The sequence below is a fragment of the Nocardia cyriacigeorgica genome (assembly GCF_029868385.1).
Lineage (GTDB): Bacteria > Actinomycetota > Actinomycetes > Mycobacteriales > Mycobacteriaceae > Nocardia > Nocardia cyriacigeorgica_F.
This window is the reverse complement of sequence record NZ_JARWNX010000026.1, coordinates 36,790-55,635: the sequence shown is the minus strand read 5'-3', so window position 1 is coordinate 55,635 and position 18,846 is coordinate 36,790. Positions and strand designations below refer to the sequence as shown.

General features: G+C 68.3%; 10 protein-coding genes. 5 read left to right on the top strand and 5 right to left on the bottom strand.

The window, feature by feature from the left end; translation table 11 throughout:
* The first annotated feature begins 207 nt into the window (after positions 1-207).
* From QH168_RS04865 to QH168_RS04850, 4 genes are all read left to right on the top strand, one after another.
* On the top strand, positions 208-1,422 hold the full coding sequence (locus QH168_RS04865) for an NAD(P)-dependent malic enzyme (protein WP_432421033.1): 1,215 nt from the start codon (positions 208-210) through the stop codon (positions 1,420-1,422).
* A 352-nt stretch (positions 1,423-1,774) separates the two neighbouring features.
* The gene (locus tag QH168_RS04860) at positions 1,775-2,656 is read left to right on the top strand and encodes a glycine betaine ABC transporter substrate-binding protein (protein WP_280233200.1); all 882 of its coding nucleotides are present in this window, start codon (positions 1,775-1,777) and stop codon (positions 2,654-2,656) included.
* 163 nt (positions 2,657-2,819) lie between these two features.
* Complete coding sequence (locus QH168_RS04855; RefSeq protein WP_280233199.1) at positions 2,820-3,485, top strand: PadR family transcriptional regulator; 666 nt, start codon at positions 2,820-2,822, stop codon at positions 3,483-3,485.
* A 72-nt stretch (positions 3,486-3,557) separates the two neighbouring features.
* Positions 3,558-5,033 (top strand): DHA2 family efflux MFS transporter permease subunit, encoded by a 1,476-nt coding sequence (locus QH168_RS04850; RefSeq protein WP_280233198.1) that lies wholly within the window; start codon positions 3,558-3,560, stop codon positions 5,031-5,033.
* Positions 5,034-5,172: 139 nt separating this feature from the next.
* On the opposite strand, the gene QH168_RS04845 is transcribed toward QH168_RS04850, so the two are convergent.
* The 4 genes from QH168_RS04845 to QH168_RS04830 all read right to left on the bottom strand — a co-directional run bounded on the left by QH168_RS04845 (position 5,173) and on the right by QH168_RS04830 (position 10,386).
* The gene (locus tag QH168_RS04845; RefSeq protein ID WP_280233304.1) at positions 5,173-6,966 is read right to left on the bottom strand and encodes an AMP-dependent synthetase/ligase; all 1,794 of its coding nucleotides are present in this window, start codon (positions 6,964-6,966) and stop codon (positions 5,173-5,175) included.
* 124 nt (positions 6,967-7,090) lie between these two features.
* Entirely contained in the window at positions 7,091-8,005 is a 915-nt protein-coding gene (locus tag QH168_RS04840; protein ID WP_280233197.1) for an alpha/beta hydrolase, read from the bottom strand.
* A 12-nt stretch (positions 8,006-8,017) separates the two neighbouring features.
* Entirely contained in the window at positions 8,018-8,848 is an 831-nt protein-coding gene (locus QH168_RS04835) for an SDR family NAD(P)-dependent oxidoreductase (protein WP_280233195.1), read from the bottom strand.
* Entirely contained in the window at positions 8,845-10,386 is a 1,542-nt protein-coding gene (locus QH168_RS04830; RefSeq protein WP_280233194.1) for a flavin-containing monooxygenase, read from the bottom strand. The genes QH168_RS04835 and QH168_RS04830 overlap by 4 nt, the downstream gene beginning before the upstream one ends.
* Before the next feature lie 59 nt (positions 10,387-10,445).
* Here QH168_RS04830 and QH168_RS04825 point away from each other — a divergent pair, with 59 nt between their 5' ends.
* Positions 10,446-11,087, top strand: a complete 642-nt coding sequence (locus QH168_RS04825) for a TetR/AcrR family transcriptional regulator (RefSeq protein WP_280233193.1) — start codon at positions 10,446-10,448, stop codon at positions 11,085-11,087.
* A gap of 67 nt (positions 11,088-11,154) precedes the next feature.
* Here QH168_RS04825 and QH168_RS04820 read toward each other — a convergent pair whose 3' ends face one another.
* A complete protein-coding gene (locus tag QH168_RS04820; RefSeq protein ID WP_280233192.1) occupies positions 11,155-18,837 on the bottom strand; it encodes a non-ribosomal peptide synthetase in 7,683 nt (2,560 codons plus the stop codon).
* Positions 18,838-18,846 lie beyond the last annotated feature (9 nt).

The window sequence follows — 18,846 nt, the reverse complement described above, 5'->3', positions numbered from 1 at the left end:
GTGTCCCGAGGATCCACCCGCATGATCTTTCCGGGCCCACCCGTCCGGTTCCGCTCGACGGATCAGTGCCGCGCCACGTCGACAAGGCTGTCGAGAAGCCGAAACGTACCGGTCAGCGCACCCGATGAGCGATACGAAGCACCTGGTACCAGAAAACCCGACGGTAACCGTCCCCCGATTGTGACCGATCCCAGCAGGAGTGAAATCGTGTCATCTGTGACTGACGCACCGAACGCCACTGCCAGCAAGAATGCCGCCGACGACCTCGCGGCGATCACCCACGAAGAGATCTTCGCTGGCCACCTCGGCGGCAAGCTCTCGGTAGAGCTGAGTGCGCCTTTGGAGACCCAGCGCGACCTCTCGATCGCCTACACGCCCGGCGTCGCGCAGGTCAGCCGCGCCATCGCGGAGGACGAATCGCTCGCCAAGCGCTACACCTGGACCGACCGGCTGGTCGTCGTCGTCAGCGATGGCACCGCGGTGCTCGGCCTCGGTGACATCGGCCCGCGCGCGTCGCTGCCGGTGATGGAGGGCAAGGCCGCGCTGTTCAAGAAGTTCGCCGGACTGGATTCGATCCCGATCGTGCTGGACACCAAGGATGTCGACGAGATCGTCGAGACCCTGATCCGGCTGCGCCCGAGCTTCGGCGCGGTGAACCTGGAAGACATCTCCGCGCCGCGCTGCTTCGAGATCGAGAAGCGCGTGATCGAGGCCCTCGACTGCCCGGTTATGCACGATGATCAGCACGGCACCGCCATCGTGGTGCTGGCCGCGCTCAACGGCGCCGCCAAGGTGCAGGGCCGCAGCACCTCCGGATTGAAGGTCGTGGTGTCCGGTGCGGGCGCTGCCGGTGTCGCGTGCACCAACATCCTGCTCGCCGCCGGTGTGGCCGATGTGACCGTGCTCGACTCCAAGGGCATCGTCAGCCGTGACCGCACCGACCTCAACGAGGTCAAGGCCGATCTGGCCGAGCGCACCAACCCGCGCGGCCTGACCGGCACCGCCGCCGACGCACTGGCCGGTGCCGATGTGTTCCTCGGCCTGTCCGCGGGCAAGATCGCCGAAGAACTCATCGCCTCGATGGCGCCGGAGTCGATCGTGTTCGCCATGTCCAACCCGGACCCGGAGATCCACCCCGAGGTCGCCGCCAAGTACGCCTCGATCGTGGCCACCGGGCGCAGCGACTTCCCGAACCAGATCAACAATGTCCTCGCGTTCCCCGGTGTCTTCAAGGGTGCCCTCGACGCGGGTGCGCGCCGGATCACCGAGGGCATGAAGATCGCCGCCGCCGACGCCATCCTCGCCGTGGTGGCCGATGAGCTGGCCATCGACCGGATCGTGCCGAGCCCGCTGGACCCCCGCGTGGCCCCGGCCGTCGCCGAAGCCGTGGCGGCCGCCGCGCGCGCAGAGGGTGTTGCGTAAGCACTGAATGCCTGAGCGTGGGGCGCCCTTCCGATCGGAGGGCGCCCCACGCTCGTTTTCTATGGCGATACCGCTGGCGCGCGTGCGTCCTCGTCCGAGTTGCCGAAACCTCGGCGGACGCACGGTCGGATCGTGTTCGGGCGGTGAGTCACCGTCCGGCCGATCACGGCCGGGCACACGGAAGTGGGTGGCACGCCTCGCGCGGCGAATGACCGCAGAGCCAGGAATTCTCGCCCTCCGCGGGGAGGTGGCGATGCGGCCCGGCAGGCACCGGTACATTCTCCACTGACCTCATCGCCCGCTCGGCTGTGTCCGCGTGGGCCAGTTCCTCGGGAAAGTTGGTGTCGCGCCGATGGTGCTTGCCGCGCCGCTGCGGGTGCTGGGCCGGGTCCTGGCCGTCGCCCTGGCCACAGTGGCCGTGTCCTGCGGTGACGGTTCCGCGCCCGAACCGCTGGTGGTCGGTGCCGGTGACACCGCGGAATCGGTCGTGCTGGCCGAGATCTACGCCCAGGCGCTGGCCCGCACCGGTGCGACCGTCGCCGTCGCACGCGATCTCGGCTCGCGCGCCGACCGGTTGGCCGCCCTCGACGCGGGCACCGTGACGCTGACCGGCGAGCACAACGGCGCGCTGCTGGCGGAGCTGGCCGGCGGGGCCACCGCATGGTCCGGCGAGCAGGTCACCACCGAGCTGAACCGTTCGCTGCCACAGGGTCTGGTCGTCACCGATGCCGCCGACGGCGCCGATCTGCGGCCACGTCTGCTCGTCGGCGAACCCACATCGATCGAATCGGTCGCGGATCTCAGGCCCGAATGCTCGACCTCGACGGCGGGTGTCGCGCCGGTGCCGGGCGTGTTCACCACACCACCGGCGGCCCTGCGGATCGATGGCTGCGAGTTCGCCGCGACCACCACCTTCCCGAACCCGGACGAACTGCGAAAAGCCCTGTCGGATGGCCGGATTCGAGTAGGCGTACTGGCAGGTCCCCCGGACCTGACGCCTGCCGCGACGGCGGGACTGCGTGTGCTCTCCGACGACGACAACGCGGTACGCGCCGAGAACCCGGTCGCGCTGGTCCGCAAGGGCGCGCTCGACGAGCGGCAGTGGGAGAAGCTGAACTACGTCGCCGGTGAACTGACCACCGACGAGCTGATCACCATGGTCGCCCGAGTCCGTGACGACGCCGCCGACCCCGGTCGGCTGGCCCGCGACTGGCTCGATACCCACGGTCTCTGAGGAGACGACGTCTCCACCATCACGTGCCCTTGTCCACACCACTTCCGCGCCGTATATTCCAGTTGGAATATTTGACACGGGATATGTCGGAGCGTGCGGATAGCGTTCCGTGAGCACTCGCCGAATCCGCGAAGGTGCGGCGTCGGCCGGGAAGGGGACACAGATGGGGCAGCGCACGGGTACGACGGTGACCCCGCTGGCGATCGCCGTGCTCGCTCTGCTCGAAGAGCGGCCCATGCATCCCTACGAGATGTATCAGCTACTCGTGCTGCGGCATGAGGACAAGCTGGTCAAGGTGCGGCCGGGCTCGCTGTACCACGTGATCGCCCGATTGGCGGATACCGGATGGCTGACCGCCGAGGGCATCGACCGCGCGGGCAACCGTCCGGAACGCACCACCTACCGGATCACCGCCGAGGGGCGCGACACCCTGCGCGAGCGCGTCGCCGAGCTGTTGCGCAAACCGGTACCGGAGTATCCGATCTTCCCGGTGGCACTGGGCGAAGCGCACAACCTGCCCAAACCCGAAGTGCTGGCGCTGCTGCGGGAACGGATCGAACACCTCGCCGGGCAATCCGCCGAAATCGACACCATGATCGCGGTGGCCGAACGCAAACAGGTACCGCGCCGCTACTGGATCGTGCTGCCCTATCTGCGCGCCACCGTGCGCGCCGAGATCGACTGGGTCGAGCACATGGTCGCCGAACTCGACGGCGGCGCGCTGATCTGGGACGAGTTCGATCCCGTCACCGGACACCGCATGGACCCCTGCGAGTCCGCACCGGCCCCATCGTCGTCGGAGCCCGACGACACCGCCGCCGCCTCCTGAACCATCCACCGGATCCGACACCCCCGACAACGACGTCGCTCGTCATCCGCCTCCGAGTTAGGAACGAAATCGATGTCCACCGAACGCAATCCGTGGCTGGCGCTGTCCGCGCTGGTGGTGGGGTTCTTCATGATCCTGCTGGACGTCACGATCGTCGCGGTCGCCAATCCGGCCATCCTCGAGAGCCTGCACGCCGACATCTCCCAGGTCATCTGGGTGACCAGCGCCTATCTGCTCACCTACGCGGTGCCGCTGCTGGTGACCGGGCGCCTCGGCGACCGTTTCGGGCCGAAGAACATCTATCTGATCGGTCTGGCCGTCTTCACGCTGGCATCGCTGTGGTGCGGTCTGTCCGGCAGTATCGGCATGCTGATCGCCGCCCGTGCGGTACAGGGCCTCGGCGCGGCGTTGATGACGCCGCAGACCATGGCCGTGATCACGCGCACCTTCCCGCCGGACAAACGCGGTGCGGCCATGGGCCTGTGGGGTGCGGTGGCCGGGCTCGCCACGCTCGTCGGCCCGATCCTCGGCGGCCTGCTGGTCGACAGCCTGGGCTGGGAGTGGATCTTCTTCGTCAACGTCCCGGTCGGCATCATCGCCTTCGTCCTTGCCGTGCGGCTGGTCCCGGCCCTGCCCACGCATCCGCATCGGTTCGACATCCCCGGTGTGGTGCTCAGCGCGATCGGTATGGGTCTGCTGGTGTTCGGCATCCAGGAGGGCAACAGCTACGACTGGTCGGCCTGGATCTGGTTGCTGATCGGCGCTGGCGTGCTGGTGCTCGCGCTGTTCGTGCTGAATCAGGCGCGCAATACCGGTGAGCCGCTGCTGCCGCTGAGCCTGTTCCGTGATCGCAATTTCGGACTGTCGAATCTGGCGATCGCGGCGATGGGCGCGGCGACGACGGCGTTGATGGTGCCGCTGTACTTCTATCTCCAGGCCGTGCGCGAGATGTCGCCGACGGAATCGGCGTTGGTGTTCGCGCCGATGGCGATCATCACCGGCGTCTGCGCACCGGTGGTCGGCAAGTTCGCCGGGCGGTTGCATCCACGGGTGGTACCGACGATCGGGTTCGCCTCGTTCGCGCTCGCCGTCGCCTGGTTCGCGCTGTTGATGACGCCGGATTCGTCGATCGTCTGGTTCCTGGTCGCGGCCGGGCTCGCCGGTTTCGCGAACTCGTTCATCTGGGCGCCGCTGGCGACCACCGCCACCCACAATCTTCCGGTGCACCAGGCGGGTGCGGGCGCCGGTGTCTACAACACCACCCGTCAGGTCGGCGCGGTCCTCGGCAGTGCGGCGATCAGCGCACTGATCGCGGCCAGGATGACGGCCAACGGCCTCGGCGGCGCACCGGCGGGCGAGGGCACCGCGGGCCCGATCCCGGAGCAGATCAAGGACGCCTTCAGTTCGGCCCTCGCGGATTCGACCTATCTGCCCGCCGTGATCCTGCTGGTCGGCGTCGCGGCCTCGGCCCTGTTCCTGCGCCCGGCGGCCGCCGCCCGGCCCCAGCCGCCCACCGAGCGTGCCAAGGCCGAAACCCTCACCCCCTGAACGGATCGCTTCCTCGATCACCGCACGCGCTGCTGGTCCCGGCTTGTCGTCCGCGGCGGGACCGGATAGCGCAGTAGGGCCCGGGCACGATAGATGTGCCCGGGCCCTACTGTGAATTACGGTGCGATCGTCGCAGCGATCAGCTGTAGATCTTCTCGACCTCGGAGGAGTACTGCTTCATCACGACGGCGCGCTTGAGCGACATCTTCGGGGTGAGTTCGCCGGTCTCCTGGGTCCAGTCGACGGTCAGGATGCGGATCTTCTTGATCTGCTCGGCCTTGGAGACCTTCTTGTTGGTGTCGGCGACGGCGGCGTCGATCTCGGCGACCAGTGCCGGGTTCTCGACCAGTGTCTCCATCGAGGTGTCGGCGGAGACGCCGTTGCGCTCCTTCCAGCCCGGCAGCGCCTCGGGATCGAGGGTGATCAGCGCGCCGACGAACGGCTGACCGTCACCGACCACCATCACCTGGCTGATCAGCGGATGCGCCCGCAGCGAATCCTCGAGCAGCGCGGGGGAGACGTTCTTACCGCCGGCGGTGACGATGATCTCCTTCTTACGGCCGGTGATGGTGACGAAGCCGTCGGCGTCGATGGCGCCCAGATCGCCGGTCTTGAACCAGCCGTCCTCGAAGGCTTCCTCGGTGGCCTCGGCATTGCCCCAGTAGCCGTCGAAGACGACCGAACCCTTGAGCAGCAGCTCACCGTCCTCGGCGATCTTGGCGGCATGGCCCTCGATCGGGCGGCCGACCGAGCCCACGCGGATGTGCTCGGGGGTGTTCACCGTGATGGCCGCGGTGGTCTCGGTGAGACCGTAGCCCTCGTAGATGGTGACGCCGACGCCGCGGAAGAAGTGGCCGAGGCGAGCGCCGAGGGGGCCGCCGCCGGAGACCGCGGCCTCGCACTGCCCGCCCAGCGCGACGCGCAGCTTGCTGTAGACCAGCTTGTCGAAGACGAAGTGCTTGATCTTGGTGACCAGGTCGGGGCCGCCGTTGTCCAGACCCTCGCTGTAGGCGATGGCGGTCTCGGCGGCGGCATCGAAGATCTTGCCCTTACCGCCGTCGTGCGCCTTCTGCTTGGCGCTGTTGAACACCTTCTCGAACACCCGCGGCACCGAGAGGATGAAATGCGGTTTGAAGGCGCCGAACTGGTCGACCAGGGTGGTCCAGTCGGAGGTGTGCGCGACGATCACCTTGGCGTCGAAGGCGGCCAGTGCCACGGCGCGGGCGAAGACGTGCGCCAGCGGCAGGAACATCAGGGTCTTCTTGCCCTCGGCCACGTACTTGCCCAGCGCGATCCGGTCGGACTTGGATTCCGCCCAGAGGTTGGCGTGGGTGAGCATGACGCCCTTGGGGCGCCCGGTGGTGCCCGAGGTGTAGATCAGGGTGGCGGGCGAGGCGGCGCCGACCTGGGCGCGGCGCTCGTGCACGAGTTGATCGTCGAGGTCGGCGCCGCGCGAGATCAGCTCCTCGACCGCGCCCTTGTCGAACTGGAGAGTCTCGGCCAGCTCGGGCAGCGAGCCCGCCTCGATCTCCTCGATGGTGGCGCGGTGCTTATCGCTGTCGACCACGAGCAGCTTGGTCGCGGAGTCCTGGAGGATCCACTTGGCCTGTTCGGCGGCCGAGCTGTCGTAGATCGCGACGGTGCACGCACCGGCGGCCCAGATCGCGAAGTCGAGCACGGCCCACTCGTAGCGGGTCGGCGCCATGATGGCGACCCGGTCGCCGAGTTCGATGCCGGAGGCGATGATGCCCTTGGCCACGCCGGTCACGGTCGTCGCGAATTCCGCCGCGGTCACATCCCGCAGGCCGCCGCTGCCGTTGGGCACATTGAACAGCACCGCGTTCGGCGACTGTTCGGCATGGCGGAAGACGTTGTCGGAATTATTGGCGTCTTCGGGGATGGTGTAGGAAGCCGGGGCTTCGAACTCTCGCATCATGGCCCTTCCACGTGGGTTTACTGATCGGTAATTTACGGCACCTGTGTGGGGGCCGTGACGTCGACCACCACAAAAAGGTCCGTATCCGCTCAACGACGAGCGGATACGGACCTGAGCTGACTCATCCTAAGTCGCGAATATGCGCTGGGCGTATGGCTTCGGACAAAAATCCGGCCATCTCGCTCAGCACCGCGGCGGCGGGTCCGACGAGTCCCGCCTGCAACTGCGCGACGTGCCAGAGACCGCGACTCTCGGTGAAGGTGACCTCGACCCCGGCCTTGCGGAGCGCGGCCGTCAGCTCGGTGCACTGCCCGTGCAGCAGCTCGCTGACATCGACCTGCACGTAGGTCGGCGGCAGTCCGCGCAGTTCGCCGAGCAACGGCGCGTAGCCGGGATCGGTGCCGTCACCGTCGCCGAGATAGGCGCCCGCGCATGAGCGCGACCACGGCTTGCTGATCACCAGATCGCGGTCCCGATCGGGGATCTGGTTCGGATCGGTCCATGGTGCGATCAGACCGAGCGCGGCCGGGGTGTGGCCGTGGCGCGCGATCAGCCGCTGTGCGGTGGCCAGGGAAAGGCCGCCACCGGCCGAATCGCCGGAGATCGCGATCTGACCGGGTGCGTAGCCGTGGGTGTCGACCAGGTCGAGGAACGCGGCTTCGGCGTCGTCGAGTCCGGCCGGGAACGGGTGCTCCGGCGCCAGCCGGTAGTCCAGCGAGTAGACCGCGCAACCGGTTTCGTGGGCCAACCGCGCGGTCAGGGCCCGGTGGCTGGTCGGCGAACCGACCGCGTAGCCGCCGCCGTGCAGATAGAGCACGGCGCCCTCGGTGGAGGTACCCGCGGTGAACAGATCCGCGGGACGTCCGGCGAGCCGGACCCGGCGCACCTCGGTGCCCGCCGGGGCGGGCTGCAATCGCGAGCCCACGTCCAGCAGCACTCGTTGCAGCCGCCAGGGCAGCCGATCATTGAGCGTGAGCCGGAAGACCGGGCTCAGGATCGTGCGTGCCACCGGCAGTGGCAGGGCGATATCACGCATCAACGGTGCCGATCAGGGGAGGAAGCGGCGCTCGACGGTGGCCGAGATGCGCTGGTAGCCCGAGGCGGTGACGCGCACGAACAGATCCAGGAACTTGGCCTCCCAGCCGATCAGCACCCGGCCGTGCTTGCGGCGCACACCCTCGGTGATGGTCTTGGCGGCCATTTCGGGGGAGTGGATGGCCAGGTATTTGTCGAACATCGTGCTGGCGTTCTTGCCGTCGATGCCGTCGGCGTAGGTGGCGTTGCGCGCCACGGCGGTCTTGATGCCGCCCGGATGCACACAGGTCACCTGCACCGGCGCCTTGGCGACGATCATCTCCTGCCGCAGCGCCTCGGTGAAGCCGCGCACCGCGAACTTGGCCGCGTTGTAGGCACTCTGACCGGGGACCGCGATGAGGCCGAAGAGGCTGGACACGTTCACCACATGACCGTCACCGGACTCGATCAGATACGGCAGGAACGCCTTCGTGCCGTTGACGACGCCCCAGAAATCGACGTCCATGACCCGGTCGAAATCTTTGAACTCGGTCTTGACCACATCGCCGTGGTGGGCGATACCGGCGTTGTTGTACACCTGGTGCACCACGCCGAAGTGTTCCTTGACCGCGTCGGCGTAGAGCAGCACCGCTTCGCGCTCGGCCACATTGAGCCGATCCGATTTCACCTGCGCGCCCAGCTGCTCGACGAGCCGGGTGGTCTCGGCGAGGCCGTCGGTATCGATATCCGACAGCGCCAGCTTGGCGCCGCGGCGCGCCAGATCGATGGCCAGCGCACGACCGATGCCCGAACCGGCACCAGTTACCACACATACTTTGTTACGGAAGTAAGCGTCCTTGCTCACTGGGCAGCCACCACTTTCAGATCGGGGCGAGAGTTGTCATTGATCGTCGTGTCATAGGCGTCGACATCGAATTGTTTGGTCAGCCTACGGAATTCGAAGGTGAAATCGGGCCACAGCGTGGTGTTGTTGCCGTGCTTGTCCAGGTACCAGCTGGCGCAGCCGCCGGTGAGCCAGACGCTCTTGGCCAGCTTCTGCTGGAGTTCGGCGTTGTAGCTGTCCTGCACCTCGCGGCGCACCTCCACGGTGCGCAGATCCCGCTTGTCGATGGTGGCCAGCGCGTCGGCGATGTAGTTGATCTGCGATTCGATCATGTACACCATCGAGGTGTGGCCGAGCCCGACGTTCGGGCCGAGCAGGAAGAACATATTCGGGAAGTTCGCGATCGAGGAACCCTTGTAGCCCTGCTGGCCGATATCGTCGAAGACCTCGGTGAGGGTCCGGCCGTCCTTACCGGTGATGGTCTCGTAGGTCGGTGAATCGGTCACGTGGAATCCGGTCGCCACGATCAGCGCGTCGATCTCGCGTTCGGTGCCGTCCTCGGTGACGATCGAGTTCGCGCGCACCTCGGCGATACCGTCGGTGACCACATCGACATTGTCGCGGTCCAGCGCCGGGTAGTACTCGTTGGAGATCAGCATGCGCTTGCAGCCGATGCGGAAGTTCGGGGTGACCTTGGCGCGCAGTTCGGGATCGCGGATCTCGTAGCGCAGCTTGGCCTTGGCCAGCAGCTCGAAGCCCTGCATGAGCGCCGGGAACTTGGCGAGGCCGACGACCTGGGTCTCGCGCGCGGCGTAGATGGCGGCGCGCGACAACCGCTGCACGCCGGGGATGTACTTGAACGCGAGCCGTTCGGCCTTCAGATACGGGCGGTCGATCCTCGGCAGCAGCCACGGCGCGGTGCGCTGGTAGACATCGAGGTGGCCGACCTGCGGTGCGATGGCGGGCACGATCTGGATCGCGGAGGCGCCGGTGCCGATGACGGCCACCCGCTTACCGGCCAGATCGGCGTCGTGGTTCCAGCGGGCGGAGTGGAAGATCTCGCCCTCGAAGCTGTTGATGCCCTTGATATCGGGCAGGTTCGGCTCACACAGGGCGCCCACCGCGGAGACGACGGTATCGGCGGTGAAGTTGCCCTTGGAGGAGGTGATCTCCCACTGGGCGGTGTCGTTGTTCCAGCGGGCGCCGGTGACATCGCAATCGAAGATGTGCTTGTCGCCGACGTTGTACTTCTTGGCGACGCCCTGGATATAGCTCTGGATCTCGCCCTGCCGCGAGAACGAGCGCGACCAGTCCGGGTTGAGCGCGAAGGAGTACGAGTACAGATGTGAGGGCACATCGCAGGCGGCGCCCGGGTAGGTGTTGTCGCGCCAGGTGCCGCCGACATCACTGCCGCGTTCCAGGACGAGGAAGTCGTCCCGGCCCTGCTGGCTCAGCCGGATGGCCAGGCCGAGCCCGGCGAATCCGCTGCCGATGATGATCGTCCGCAGATGGCGGGTGGGCTGGTTAGCGACAGCTTTGTCTGTAACCTTGCGACTCATGTACTCAGACTAGAGCCTTATTGAGTCGCAGTCAACAGTATTGACCCACGTTCAGTAGGATGGTCATCGTGAGCACGAGTCCGGGAGAAACCGCCAAGCGTGTCCGGCTGAGCCCGGACCAGCGACGCACACAACTGATCGATCTCGGCGTCAAGATGCTGGGCGAACGCTCCATCGAGGACATCTCCGTCAGCGAAATCGCTGCTCAGGCCGGTATCTCGCGCGGTCTGCTGTTCCACTACTTCCCCACCAAACAGGACTTCCAGCTCGAAGTGGTGCGCCACGCGAACGCCGAACTGCTGATGCGCGTCGCACCCGACCCGGACCTCGGCCTGTTCGAGATGCTGCGCGATTCGGTGAGCCGCTACATCGACTACGTCAGCGAGAACCGCACCTCGTATCTGGCGCTGCTGCGTGGCCCGGCGAGCTCCAGCCCCGACCTCGTCGCCCTGGTCGAACAGACCCGCAACGCGATCGTCGACATCATCCTCACCCAGGTCCCCATGCCGCCCGAGGAACGCGATCACCCCCGCCTGGTGCTGGCCGTCCGCGGCTGGATCGCCTTCACCGAGGAATCCACCCTGTCCTGGTTGCGCAATGAAACCATCACCCGCGACGACCTGATCGACCTCCTCGTCGAATCCCTGCTCGCCCTCGCCATGGCCGTCAACCCCGCCCTCGCCGCCGCCCTCCGCGCCTGACCTCGACGAGCGGCACCTGGCTGCGGCAAAACGCGAGTAGCCCCCTCACCGAGGTGCCACTCGGCGCTCAGGTGTGGGTGGGTTGTGGGGTGGAGAGTGGGTGGTCGGGGTTGGTGGTGAGGGTGGTGACGGCGGTGTGGATGCGGTCGGTGAGGGTGGTCATCGTGGTCGGTCCCCACAGGTCGGCGGCGTAGACGAGGTCGAAGCGGATACCGGCGGGGGTGCCGTCGTCGGTGAGTGTTTCGCGCAGGCTCAGCAGCAGCTCGAACTCGGTGTGGTGCGGGATCACCGGACGGAGGGCCACGTCGATGCCGTCGAATGCATTGGCGGGTAGGGGTTCCCGGATATAGGTGGTGGCGATCTGCGGGATCGGATGATGATCCGGTGTGGCGGCGGGGTTGAGTTCGGCCATGAGGCGGTCGACGGGGTAGTCCTTGTTGTCGGCGGCTTCCAGGACCCGGTCGCGGACCTGGCGGATCAGGTCGCGGTAGGTGGGGGCGGCGGCGGTGTCGGTGCGCAGCAGGACGGTATCGACGACGCAGCCGCACAGGGTGTCCAGTTCGGTGCTGTCGCGTCCGCCTAGGGCCGTGCCGATGACCAGATCGGCACCGGCGCCGAGATCGGTGAGCGCACAGACGAGTGCGGCGTGCAGTGCCATATAGGTGCTCGCGCCGCAGGCGCGGGCGGTATCGGCCAGTCGCGCATGCTGTCGCGCGCTCAGCTGGCTCGACGTCACCGCCGCACGGCTGCGCTGTCCGGCGATGCGCGGCCGATCCGCCGGAAGCGGTGGGCGCGTCGGCAGTCCGGCGAGGCGCTCACGCCAGTACCGGCCCTGGGTGCTCATCAGACTGCCCGGATCGGTTTCGGCGCCGACCCGCTCGCGCAACCACAGCGTGTAATCGGCGTACTGCACCGCGGGACCGGGCCAGTCCGGTGCGCGGCCCATCGCTCGTGCGCGATAGGCGAACTCGATATCGCGGAACAGGGTGACCAGGGATTCGGCATCGCCCGCGCTGTGATGCAGGACCACGAGCAGCACGGACCGTTCGGCGCCGAGCCGATACAGCCTGGCCCGCCAGGGCGGCTGGCTCATCAACTGGAACCCGGTACCGGACTCGAGCGCGAGTTCGCGGTCGAGGGCGGTGTCGTCGGTGAGGTCGAGGATTCGGAAATCGACGGCGTCGGAACGGAATTCCCGGACCTGCTGGATCGGGCCGGACGGGCGGTAGGGTAGGACGGTGCGCAGTATCTCGTGCCGCCGCACCACCTCGTCGATCGCGGCGCGCACCGCGGCGGTATCGAGGTCGCCGCGCAGGTCGAGGGCGGCCGACATGAGGTAGTCGGCGCGGCCTTCGGCCAGATAGTTGATGGTCCAGAACCGTTGCTGGGCCGGGCTGAGCGGGATGGCGGCGGGGCGGGGCCCGACCCCGATCGGTTGCCGGGTGTGGCCGGTGCGCGCACGTCCGTCGAGGCGATGATCGAGCGCCGCGACGGTGGGCGCCTCGAAGAGATCACGCAGCGTCACCGTGACGCCGAGTTCGCGGCTCAACACGCCGACCAGCCGGATCGCGGCCAGCGAATTGCCGCCGACACCGAAGAAATCGTCCTCGATGCCGATCTCGGGTAGCCCGAGCATGGCGGCGAAATGCCCGGCCAGCAGCTGCTGACGTGGTGTGCGCGCGGTATGCGCGGTGGTCGCCGCCGGCGCCGGTAGTGCGGCCCGGTCCACCTTGCCGTTGACGGTGAGCGGCAGCGACGGCAACCGGATCACCGCCGCGGGCACCAGATAGCCCGGCAGCAGCGCGGCCAGCCGCGCTCGCACCGCCACCGGATCGACCGCGATATCCGACACCACGTATCCGATCAGCGTGGTTCCGGTGCCCGCGCGTCGCGCGGTGACCACGGCCGCGGTCACACCGGGCACCCGGTGCAATGCCGCCTCGATCTCGCCCGGCTCCACCCGGATGCCGTTGACCTTCACCTGCCGGTCGCCGCGACCGGCGAAACGCAACACGCCGTCGGCGTCCCAGCTGCCATGATCGCCGGTGCGATACATCCGCGAACCCACGGATCCGAATGGATTCGCGACGAACCGCACGGCCGTGGTCTCGCGCAGCTCGTGATAGCCGTCGGCGAGACCGGCGCCCGCGAGGTAGATCTCGCCGGTCACGCCCGGCGCTACCGGCCGCAGCATCGTGTCGAGCACCCAGACCTCGGTATTGTCGACCGGCCTGCCGATCGGCAGCGGTTCGTCATCGACCGGCCCCGGCGCGACGGCGTGGGCGGTGGCGAAGGTGGTGGCCTCGACAGGGCCGTAGAGATTGACCACCGGCAGCTCCGCGTGCACGGCCCGGGCGGCGCGGACCGCGGCCGGGGCCAGCACATCACCGGCCGCCGCGAGCGTGCGCAAACCGGTGAAACAGTCGGCCAGTTGATCGGCCAGCGCGGTGAGCAGTCCGGCCGACAGGAACAGTGACGTCACCTCGCTCGCCGCGAGCACCGCCCGGAAATCGGGCGCGGTAAGCGGGCCGGGCGCGGCCACCGCGATACAGTGCCCGGTGAGCAGCGGCCGCCACAGCTCGGTCACCACCGAGTCCCAGGTGTAGGGCGAATGCAGCAGTATCCGTTGATGTTCCGGGCCGCGGGCGGTGGCGTCCAGGCAGCGCGCGACGATGGCGCGGTGGGTGATGCGGGCGCCCTTCGGTGTGCCGGTGGAGCCTGAGGTGAACATCAACCACGCGGTGGCGTCGGCGGGCACCGGACGGCCGGGCCGGTCGGGGGAGTGTGCGGCGGCGTCGCGTTCCATCGCGCGTAGTTCGCCGAGATCGTCGAGCAGCATGGTCACGTCGGTGCGTTCGACGATCTCGGCCACCCGTCGCGGCGGGTCCTGCGGATGCAGTGGCACACAGATCGCGCCGAGTTCGGCGAGCGCGACAACGGCAAGCACCAGCTCCGGTGAACGCGGCAGTCGCAGACCGACAGCGGTGCCCGCTCGCACGCCGTGGTACTCGGCCAGGTGCGTGGCCAGCCGGTTCGCGCGGGTGGACAGCGCGCGGTAGGTGATCTCGGTGCCCGCCCACCACAGCGCAGGACGGTCGGGGTGAGCCGCCGTCACCGCCGCGAATACCGCGCCGAGTGAGCGGTCGTCGGTCGGGACTTGCGGGCCGCGTCCGAAAGTGTGTGTGCGCGTGGTCAGTTCGCGTGAGACGGCTGGGATACGCGCGACGAGCCGGTCCGGCTCCTGCGCGACGGCGGCGCAGGTGGCGAGGATACCGGCCGCGATCTGTTCGGCCGTCGTCTCGGCGATGAGCTGTTCGGGCCGCACGGTGACCCGCAGGACCAGTCCGCCGACCGGGTAGACGGTCAACGCCAGCGGATAGTGCGTGCGGTCGCGGCTGTCGACGGCGGTGACGGTGAGGTCGGTGCCCAGTAGCGGTGCGATATCGATCGGATGGTTCTCGAAGGCGACGGCGGCGTCGAACAGGGCGCCCGCGCCGCGGGTGCCGAGGATATCGGTGAGCCCGAGGTGGTCGTGGTCGAGGAGTTCGGTGCGCTGGGCTTGGATCCGTCCGGCCAGGTCGTAGGCGGTCTCGGCCGGGCGCAGCCGGATGCGGACCGGGACGGTGTTGAGCAGCATGCCGATCGTCTCGCTGGTGTCGACACCGTCGGAGCGGCCGGATACCGCGATGCCGAAGACGATATCGGTGCGTGCGGTGAGCCGGGCGAGTTGCAGCGCCCAGATCGCCTGGACGACGGAGTTCGGCGTCAATCCGCTGGCGGCGGCGCGCGCGGTGAGCGCGGCGGTGACCTCGTCCGGGATGCGGACCGTATGGGTGACGGGTTCGGCGTGATGCGGCGACGCACGGCCGACGAGGCAGGGTTCGGCGCCGTCGAGCACCCGCCGCCAAGCCGCGAGTGCCGGTCCGATCGGCCGGGCGGCCAGTTGGTCGAGGAAACGTCGATAGGGTTGCGGTGCAGGTAGTTTCGCGTCGCGGTAGGTGTGGAAGAGCTCGCGCAGCAGCAGGCCGAGTGACCATCCGTCGAGCAGGGTGTGATGCACGGTGAGGATCAGCCGCCACTGCTGCCGGTCCATGCGGGCGACGGAGAACGCCAGCAGCGGCGGTTCGCTCGGGTCGATGCCATGCCGGTCCCGCTCGGCGATCGAGGCGATTTCCCGGTCGCGGTCGGCGGCGTCGGCGAGATCAGCGCTGTACCAGCGTGGTTCCCGCGTTCGCGGTACCACGAACAGGGGTTGTTCGTCGATGGCGAACGCACCGGCCAGCTGTGGATGACGGTGGACGAGCGTGCGCGCCGCGTCTCGGAGCTTGTCCGGGTGCAGATCGCCGCGCAGGGTGAGTTGCAGTTGTACGACATACGGGTCGTCGCCGGATGAATCGTCGAGCCGGGAGTGGAACAGCAGACCGGTTTGCAGCGGTGTGACGGGCAGCAGATCGCTGATCGGTCCGAATCGCCGCACCAGCCGGTCGCGCACCTCGTCGGTGACCTCGATCGGCGCCGGAGGCGGCTCGGGCACCGATACCGGAGCGGAGGTGGCGATGGCGGCCAGCGTGCGCACGGTCCGGTGGGTGAAGATGTCCTTCGTGCTGATCGCCAGGCCCCGTGCGCGGGCCAGATCGGCCACCCGGATGGCGAGGATGCTGTCGCCGCCGAGGGTGAAGAACTCGTCGGTGACGCCGAACCCGCTGTGCCCCAATGCCGTGACGAAGGTTTCGAGCAGTACCTCCTCGCGTTCGGTGCGTGGTGGTTCGACCCCGGATCCGGCCTCACGTCTGGCGCGGGTCGCCCGCAGGGCGCGCCGGTCTACTTTGCCGTTGCCGGTCAGTGGAAGCGCGGGTATCGGGATCAGTAGGGCGGGGATCGCCTGCGGCGGTAACAGTTCCGTCAGACCCGCCCGGATCGGTGCGGTATCGGTGTCGTCGGTGACGACGTAGCCGATCAGCCGCAGGCCGATACCAGCGAGTTCCTCCGGCACGACCGCTGCCGCCGACACCCCCGGCTGCCGGACCAGCGCCGCCTCGACCTCACCCGGTTCGATCCGGTAGCCGCGGATCTTGACCTGCCGATCCGCGCGCCCCAGATATTCCAGACCTGCCGCGGTGCGTCGGGCCAGATCGCCGCTGCGATACATCACCGCACCGGGCGGACCGAACGGGTCGGCCACGAACCGCACCGACGTGAGATCGGGGCGACGCAGATAGCCGGCCGCGACGCCGGGGCCGGAAACGTAGAGTTCACCCGGTATTCCGTCGGCCGCTGGCCGCAGCGCCGCGTCGAGCACGTAGCAGCGCAGATCGGCGATCGGTTCGCCGATGGTCCCGCCGAGGGCGTCACCGGACGGCGTGGCGTCGAGGACATGCCCTGTCGTCAGCACTGTGGTCTCGGTGGCGCCGTACATATTGACCAGCCGCTGCCGCGGATACCGCGCGGGCCATTCGCCGAGCAGCGACGGCGGCAGCGCTTCACCGCTGAAGATCAGCACCCGCACGGCGAGTTCGGCGTCGGTGCGCGCGGCTGCCGCAGCTGTGAGCAGCCCGAACGCCGACGGCGTCTGATTCAGCACCGTCACCCGCTCACGGATCAACACCTCGAGGAAATCACCCGGAGCCCGCGCGGTATCGGCATCGACCACCACCAGCCGCCCGCCGTACAGCAGCGCACCCCACATCTCCCACACCGAGAAGTCGAATGCGATCGAATGAAACAGCGTCCACACATCCTGCGCACCGAACCCGAACCACCGCTGCGTCGCCTGGAACAGCCGAACCACGTTGGCGTGCGTGACGACAACACCTTTCGGGCGACCGGTGGAGCCGGAGGTGTAGATGACGTAGGCCGGGTCGCCGGGTCGCGGATGTCTCGGCGGACAAGGGGGCCGAGTACCGGCGTCGCGCGGCCCGTCGGGACCGTGGTGGCGCGCGGGTAGCGACGCACTCCGGCTGGGAGCTGGTTTGCTTGTGCGGTGGTCGTTTTCGTGGTGATCGGCGTCGGACGCATCGATACCGCCATCGGTCTCGATCCGCAGCACCGGCAGCCGATCGGGAACGTCCGCGAAATCCGGTGTAGTGATCAGCAGCGCGGGTTTCGCATCGGTGAGGATCATCCGTGTGCGTTCGGCGGGCTGCTCCGGTTCCAGCGGAACATAGGCCGCACCGGATTTCACCACCGCGACGATCGCGACGATCAGCTCCACCGACCGTGACACCGCGACGGCGACGAAATCACCCGCACCCACGCCGCATTCGCTGATCCCGCGAGCCAGAACCCCGGCCCGCCGATCCAACTCGGCATAGGTGAGCCTCCGGCCGCCGTGCACCACGGCAACGGCATCGCCCGATACCCGCGCTCGCCGTTCGAACCAGTCGGCAAGGGTGCCGCCGGACACTGTGCTCGCCGGTGCTGTTGCGTGGCCCGCTCTCGGCTCGCCCGGCACCGTGTCGTATCGGAGTCGGGCCAGCGGTAGGTCGGGTGGTGCGGTGGACAGGGCGTGGAGGGTCGCGAGGTATCGGGTGTGGTGGGCGGCGAGTTCGTGGCGGGTCCAGCGGTCGGAGCCGGTGTCGAAGTCGATGCGCAGGGTGGGGGTGCCGTTGTCGTAGACGCCGATGCTGAAACCGTCGGTGTGGCCGGGCGCTACCTCGTGCAGGGTGGCGGGGATGGTGCCGAAGGTGATGTCGGGTGGCATCGGCATGATGTTGAGGGTCGGGCCCGCCATCCGACGTTCACCGCCCGCCACCAAGCCGTCGGCGAGCATGTCGAATCGCCGGTAGTGCTGGTGTCGCAGGACTGTGCGGAACTCGGCCTGCACCGTCGTGGCGAGTTCGGCCAGCGGGGCGGCCGGGTCGATGGGGATGCGCAGCGGCACGATGTTGGAGGTCATGCCGAGGGCATGCCAGGAACGTTTCGCCGGGACGGTGAGCCCGAGCACGACCGACCGCGCGCCGGTGTCGGCGTGCAGCAGGGCGGCGGTGGTCGCGGCGAGCAGGGCGGGCCAGCCGACGCCGTAGCGGTCGGCGCCGTCGCGGAAGGAGCGCCGACGTTCGGCGCTCAGCGCACCGCTGTGCCGGATCGGTGCGGGCCGATGCGGTGGGATCGGCGCCTGAGCGAAGGTCGGCGCGTCGCCTGCTCCGGCCAGCCGGTCGGCCCAGAAGGCGCGATCGTCGGTGAACCGGCGGGAGGCCCGGTAGCGCAGGTCGCCGTCGACCAGCGCGGACATGGTGTCGAATATGCCGGTGGGTGTGGGAGCGCCGTCGAGCAGTTCGCCGTAGGTGCGGGCCACTCGACGGATCAGCGCGAGCGAGGCCCCGCCGTCGAAGATCAGATGATGCGCCCGCAGCAACCACACCTGACCCGCCGCGCCGAGGTCGAGCAGATAGTGGTCGAACAGCGGCGGGTTGGTCAGGTCATAGGGACGTTCGAATTCGGTGACGATGAACGCGCGGACGGCGCCCATCGGGTCGGCGGCATCGGCGAAGTCCCGGCGATGCAGGGTCCAGTCGGTGCAGTCGTGCACCACCTGGCACGGCCGGGAACCCGAGAGATCGAGTCCGGCGCGCAAGGTCTCACTCCCGGCGACCGCACTGCGTAGCGCCCGCTCGAATACCCCGCCGTCGACGTGCCCATGCAGGTGGACGTATCCACCGACCAGAAATCGGCGCCCGGTCTCGTCGAGCACGCTCCCCGCCCAGATCTCCTGCTGGGCCACGGTGAGCGGCCAACGGCGTGCGGAATCCACCACGATGCC

Bases quoted from the DNA above. Each gene is read 5' to 3' on its own strand.
- QH168_RS04860 (WP_280233200.1), top strand. From the start codon at position 1,775: ATGGTGCTTGCCGCGCCGCTGCGGGTGCTGGGCCGGGTCCTGGCCGTC.
- QH168_RS04825 (WP_280233193.1), top strand. From the start codon at position 10,446: ATGGTCATCGTGAGCACGAGTCCGGGAGAAACCGCCAAGCGTGTCCGG.
- QH168_RS04850 (WP_280233198.1), top strand. From the start codon at position 3,558: ATGTCCACCGAACGCAATCCGTGGCTGGCGCTGTCCGCGCTGGTGGTG.
- QH168_RS04845 (WP_280233304.1), bottom strand. From the start codon at position 6,966: ATGCGAGAGTTCGAAGCCCCGGCTTCCTACACCATCCCCGAAGACGCC.
- QH168_RS04855 (WP_280233199.1), top strand. From the start codon at position 2,820: ATGGGGCAGCGCACGGGTACGACGGTGACCCCGCTGGCGATCGCCGTG.
- QH168_RS04840 (WP_280233197.1), bottom strand. From the start codon at position 8,005: ATGCGTGATATCGCCCTGCCACTGCCGGTGGCACGCACGATCCTGAGC.
- QH168_RS04830 (WP_280233194.1), bottom strand. From the start codon at position 10,386: ATGAGTCGCAAGGTTACAGACAAAGCTGTCGCTAACCAGCCCACCCGC.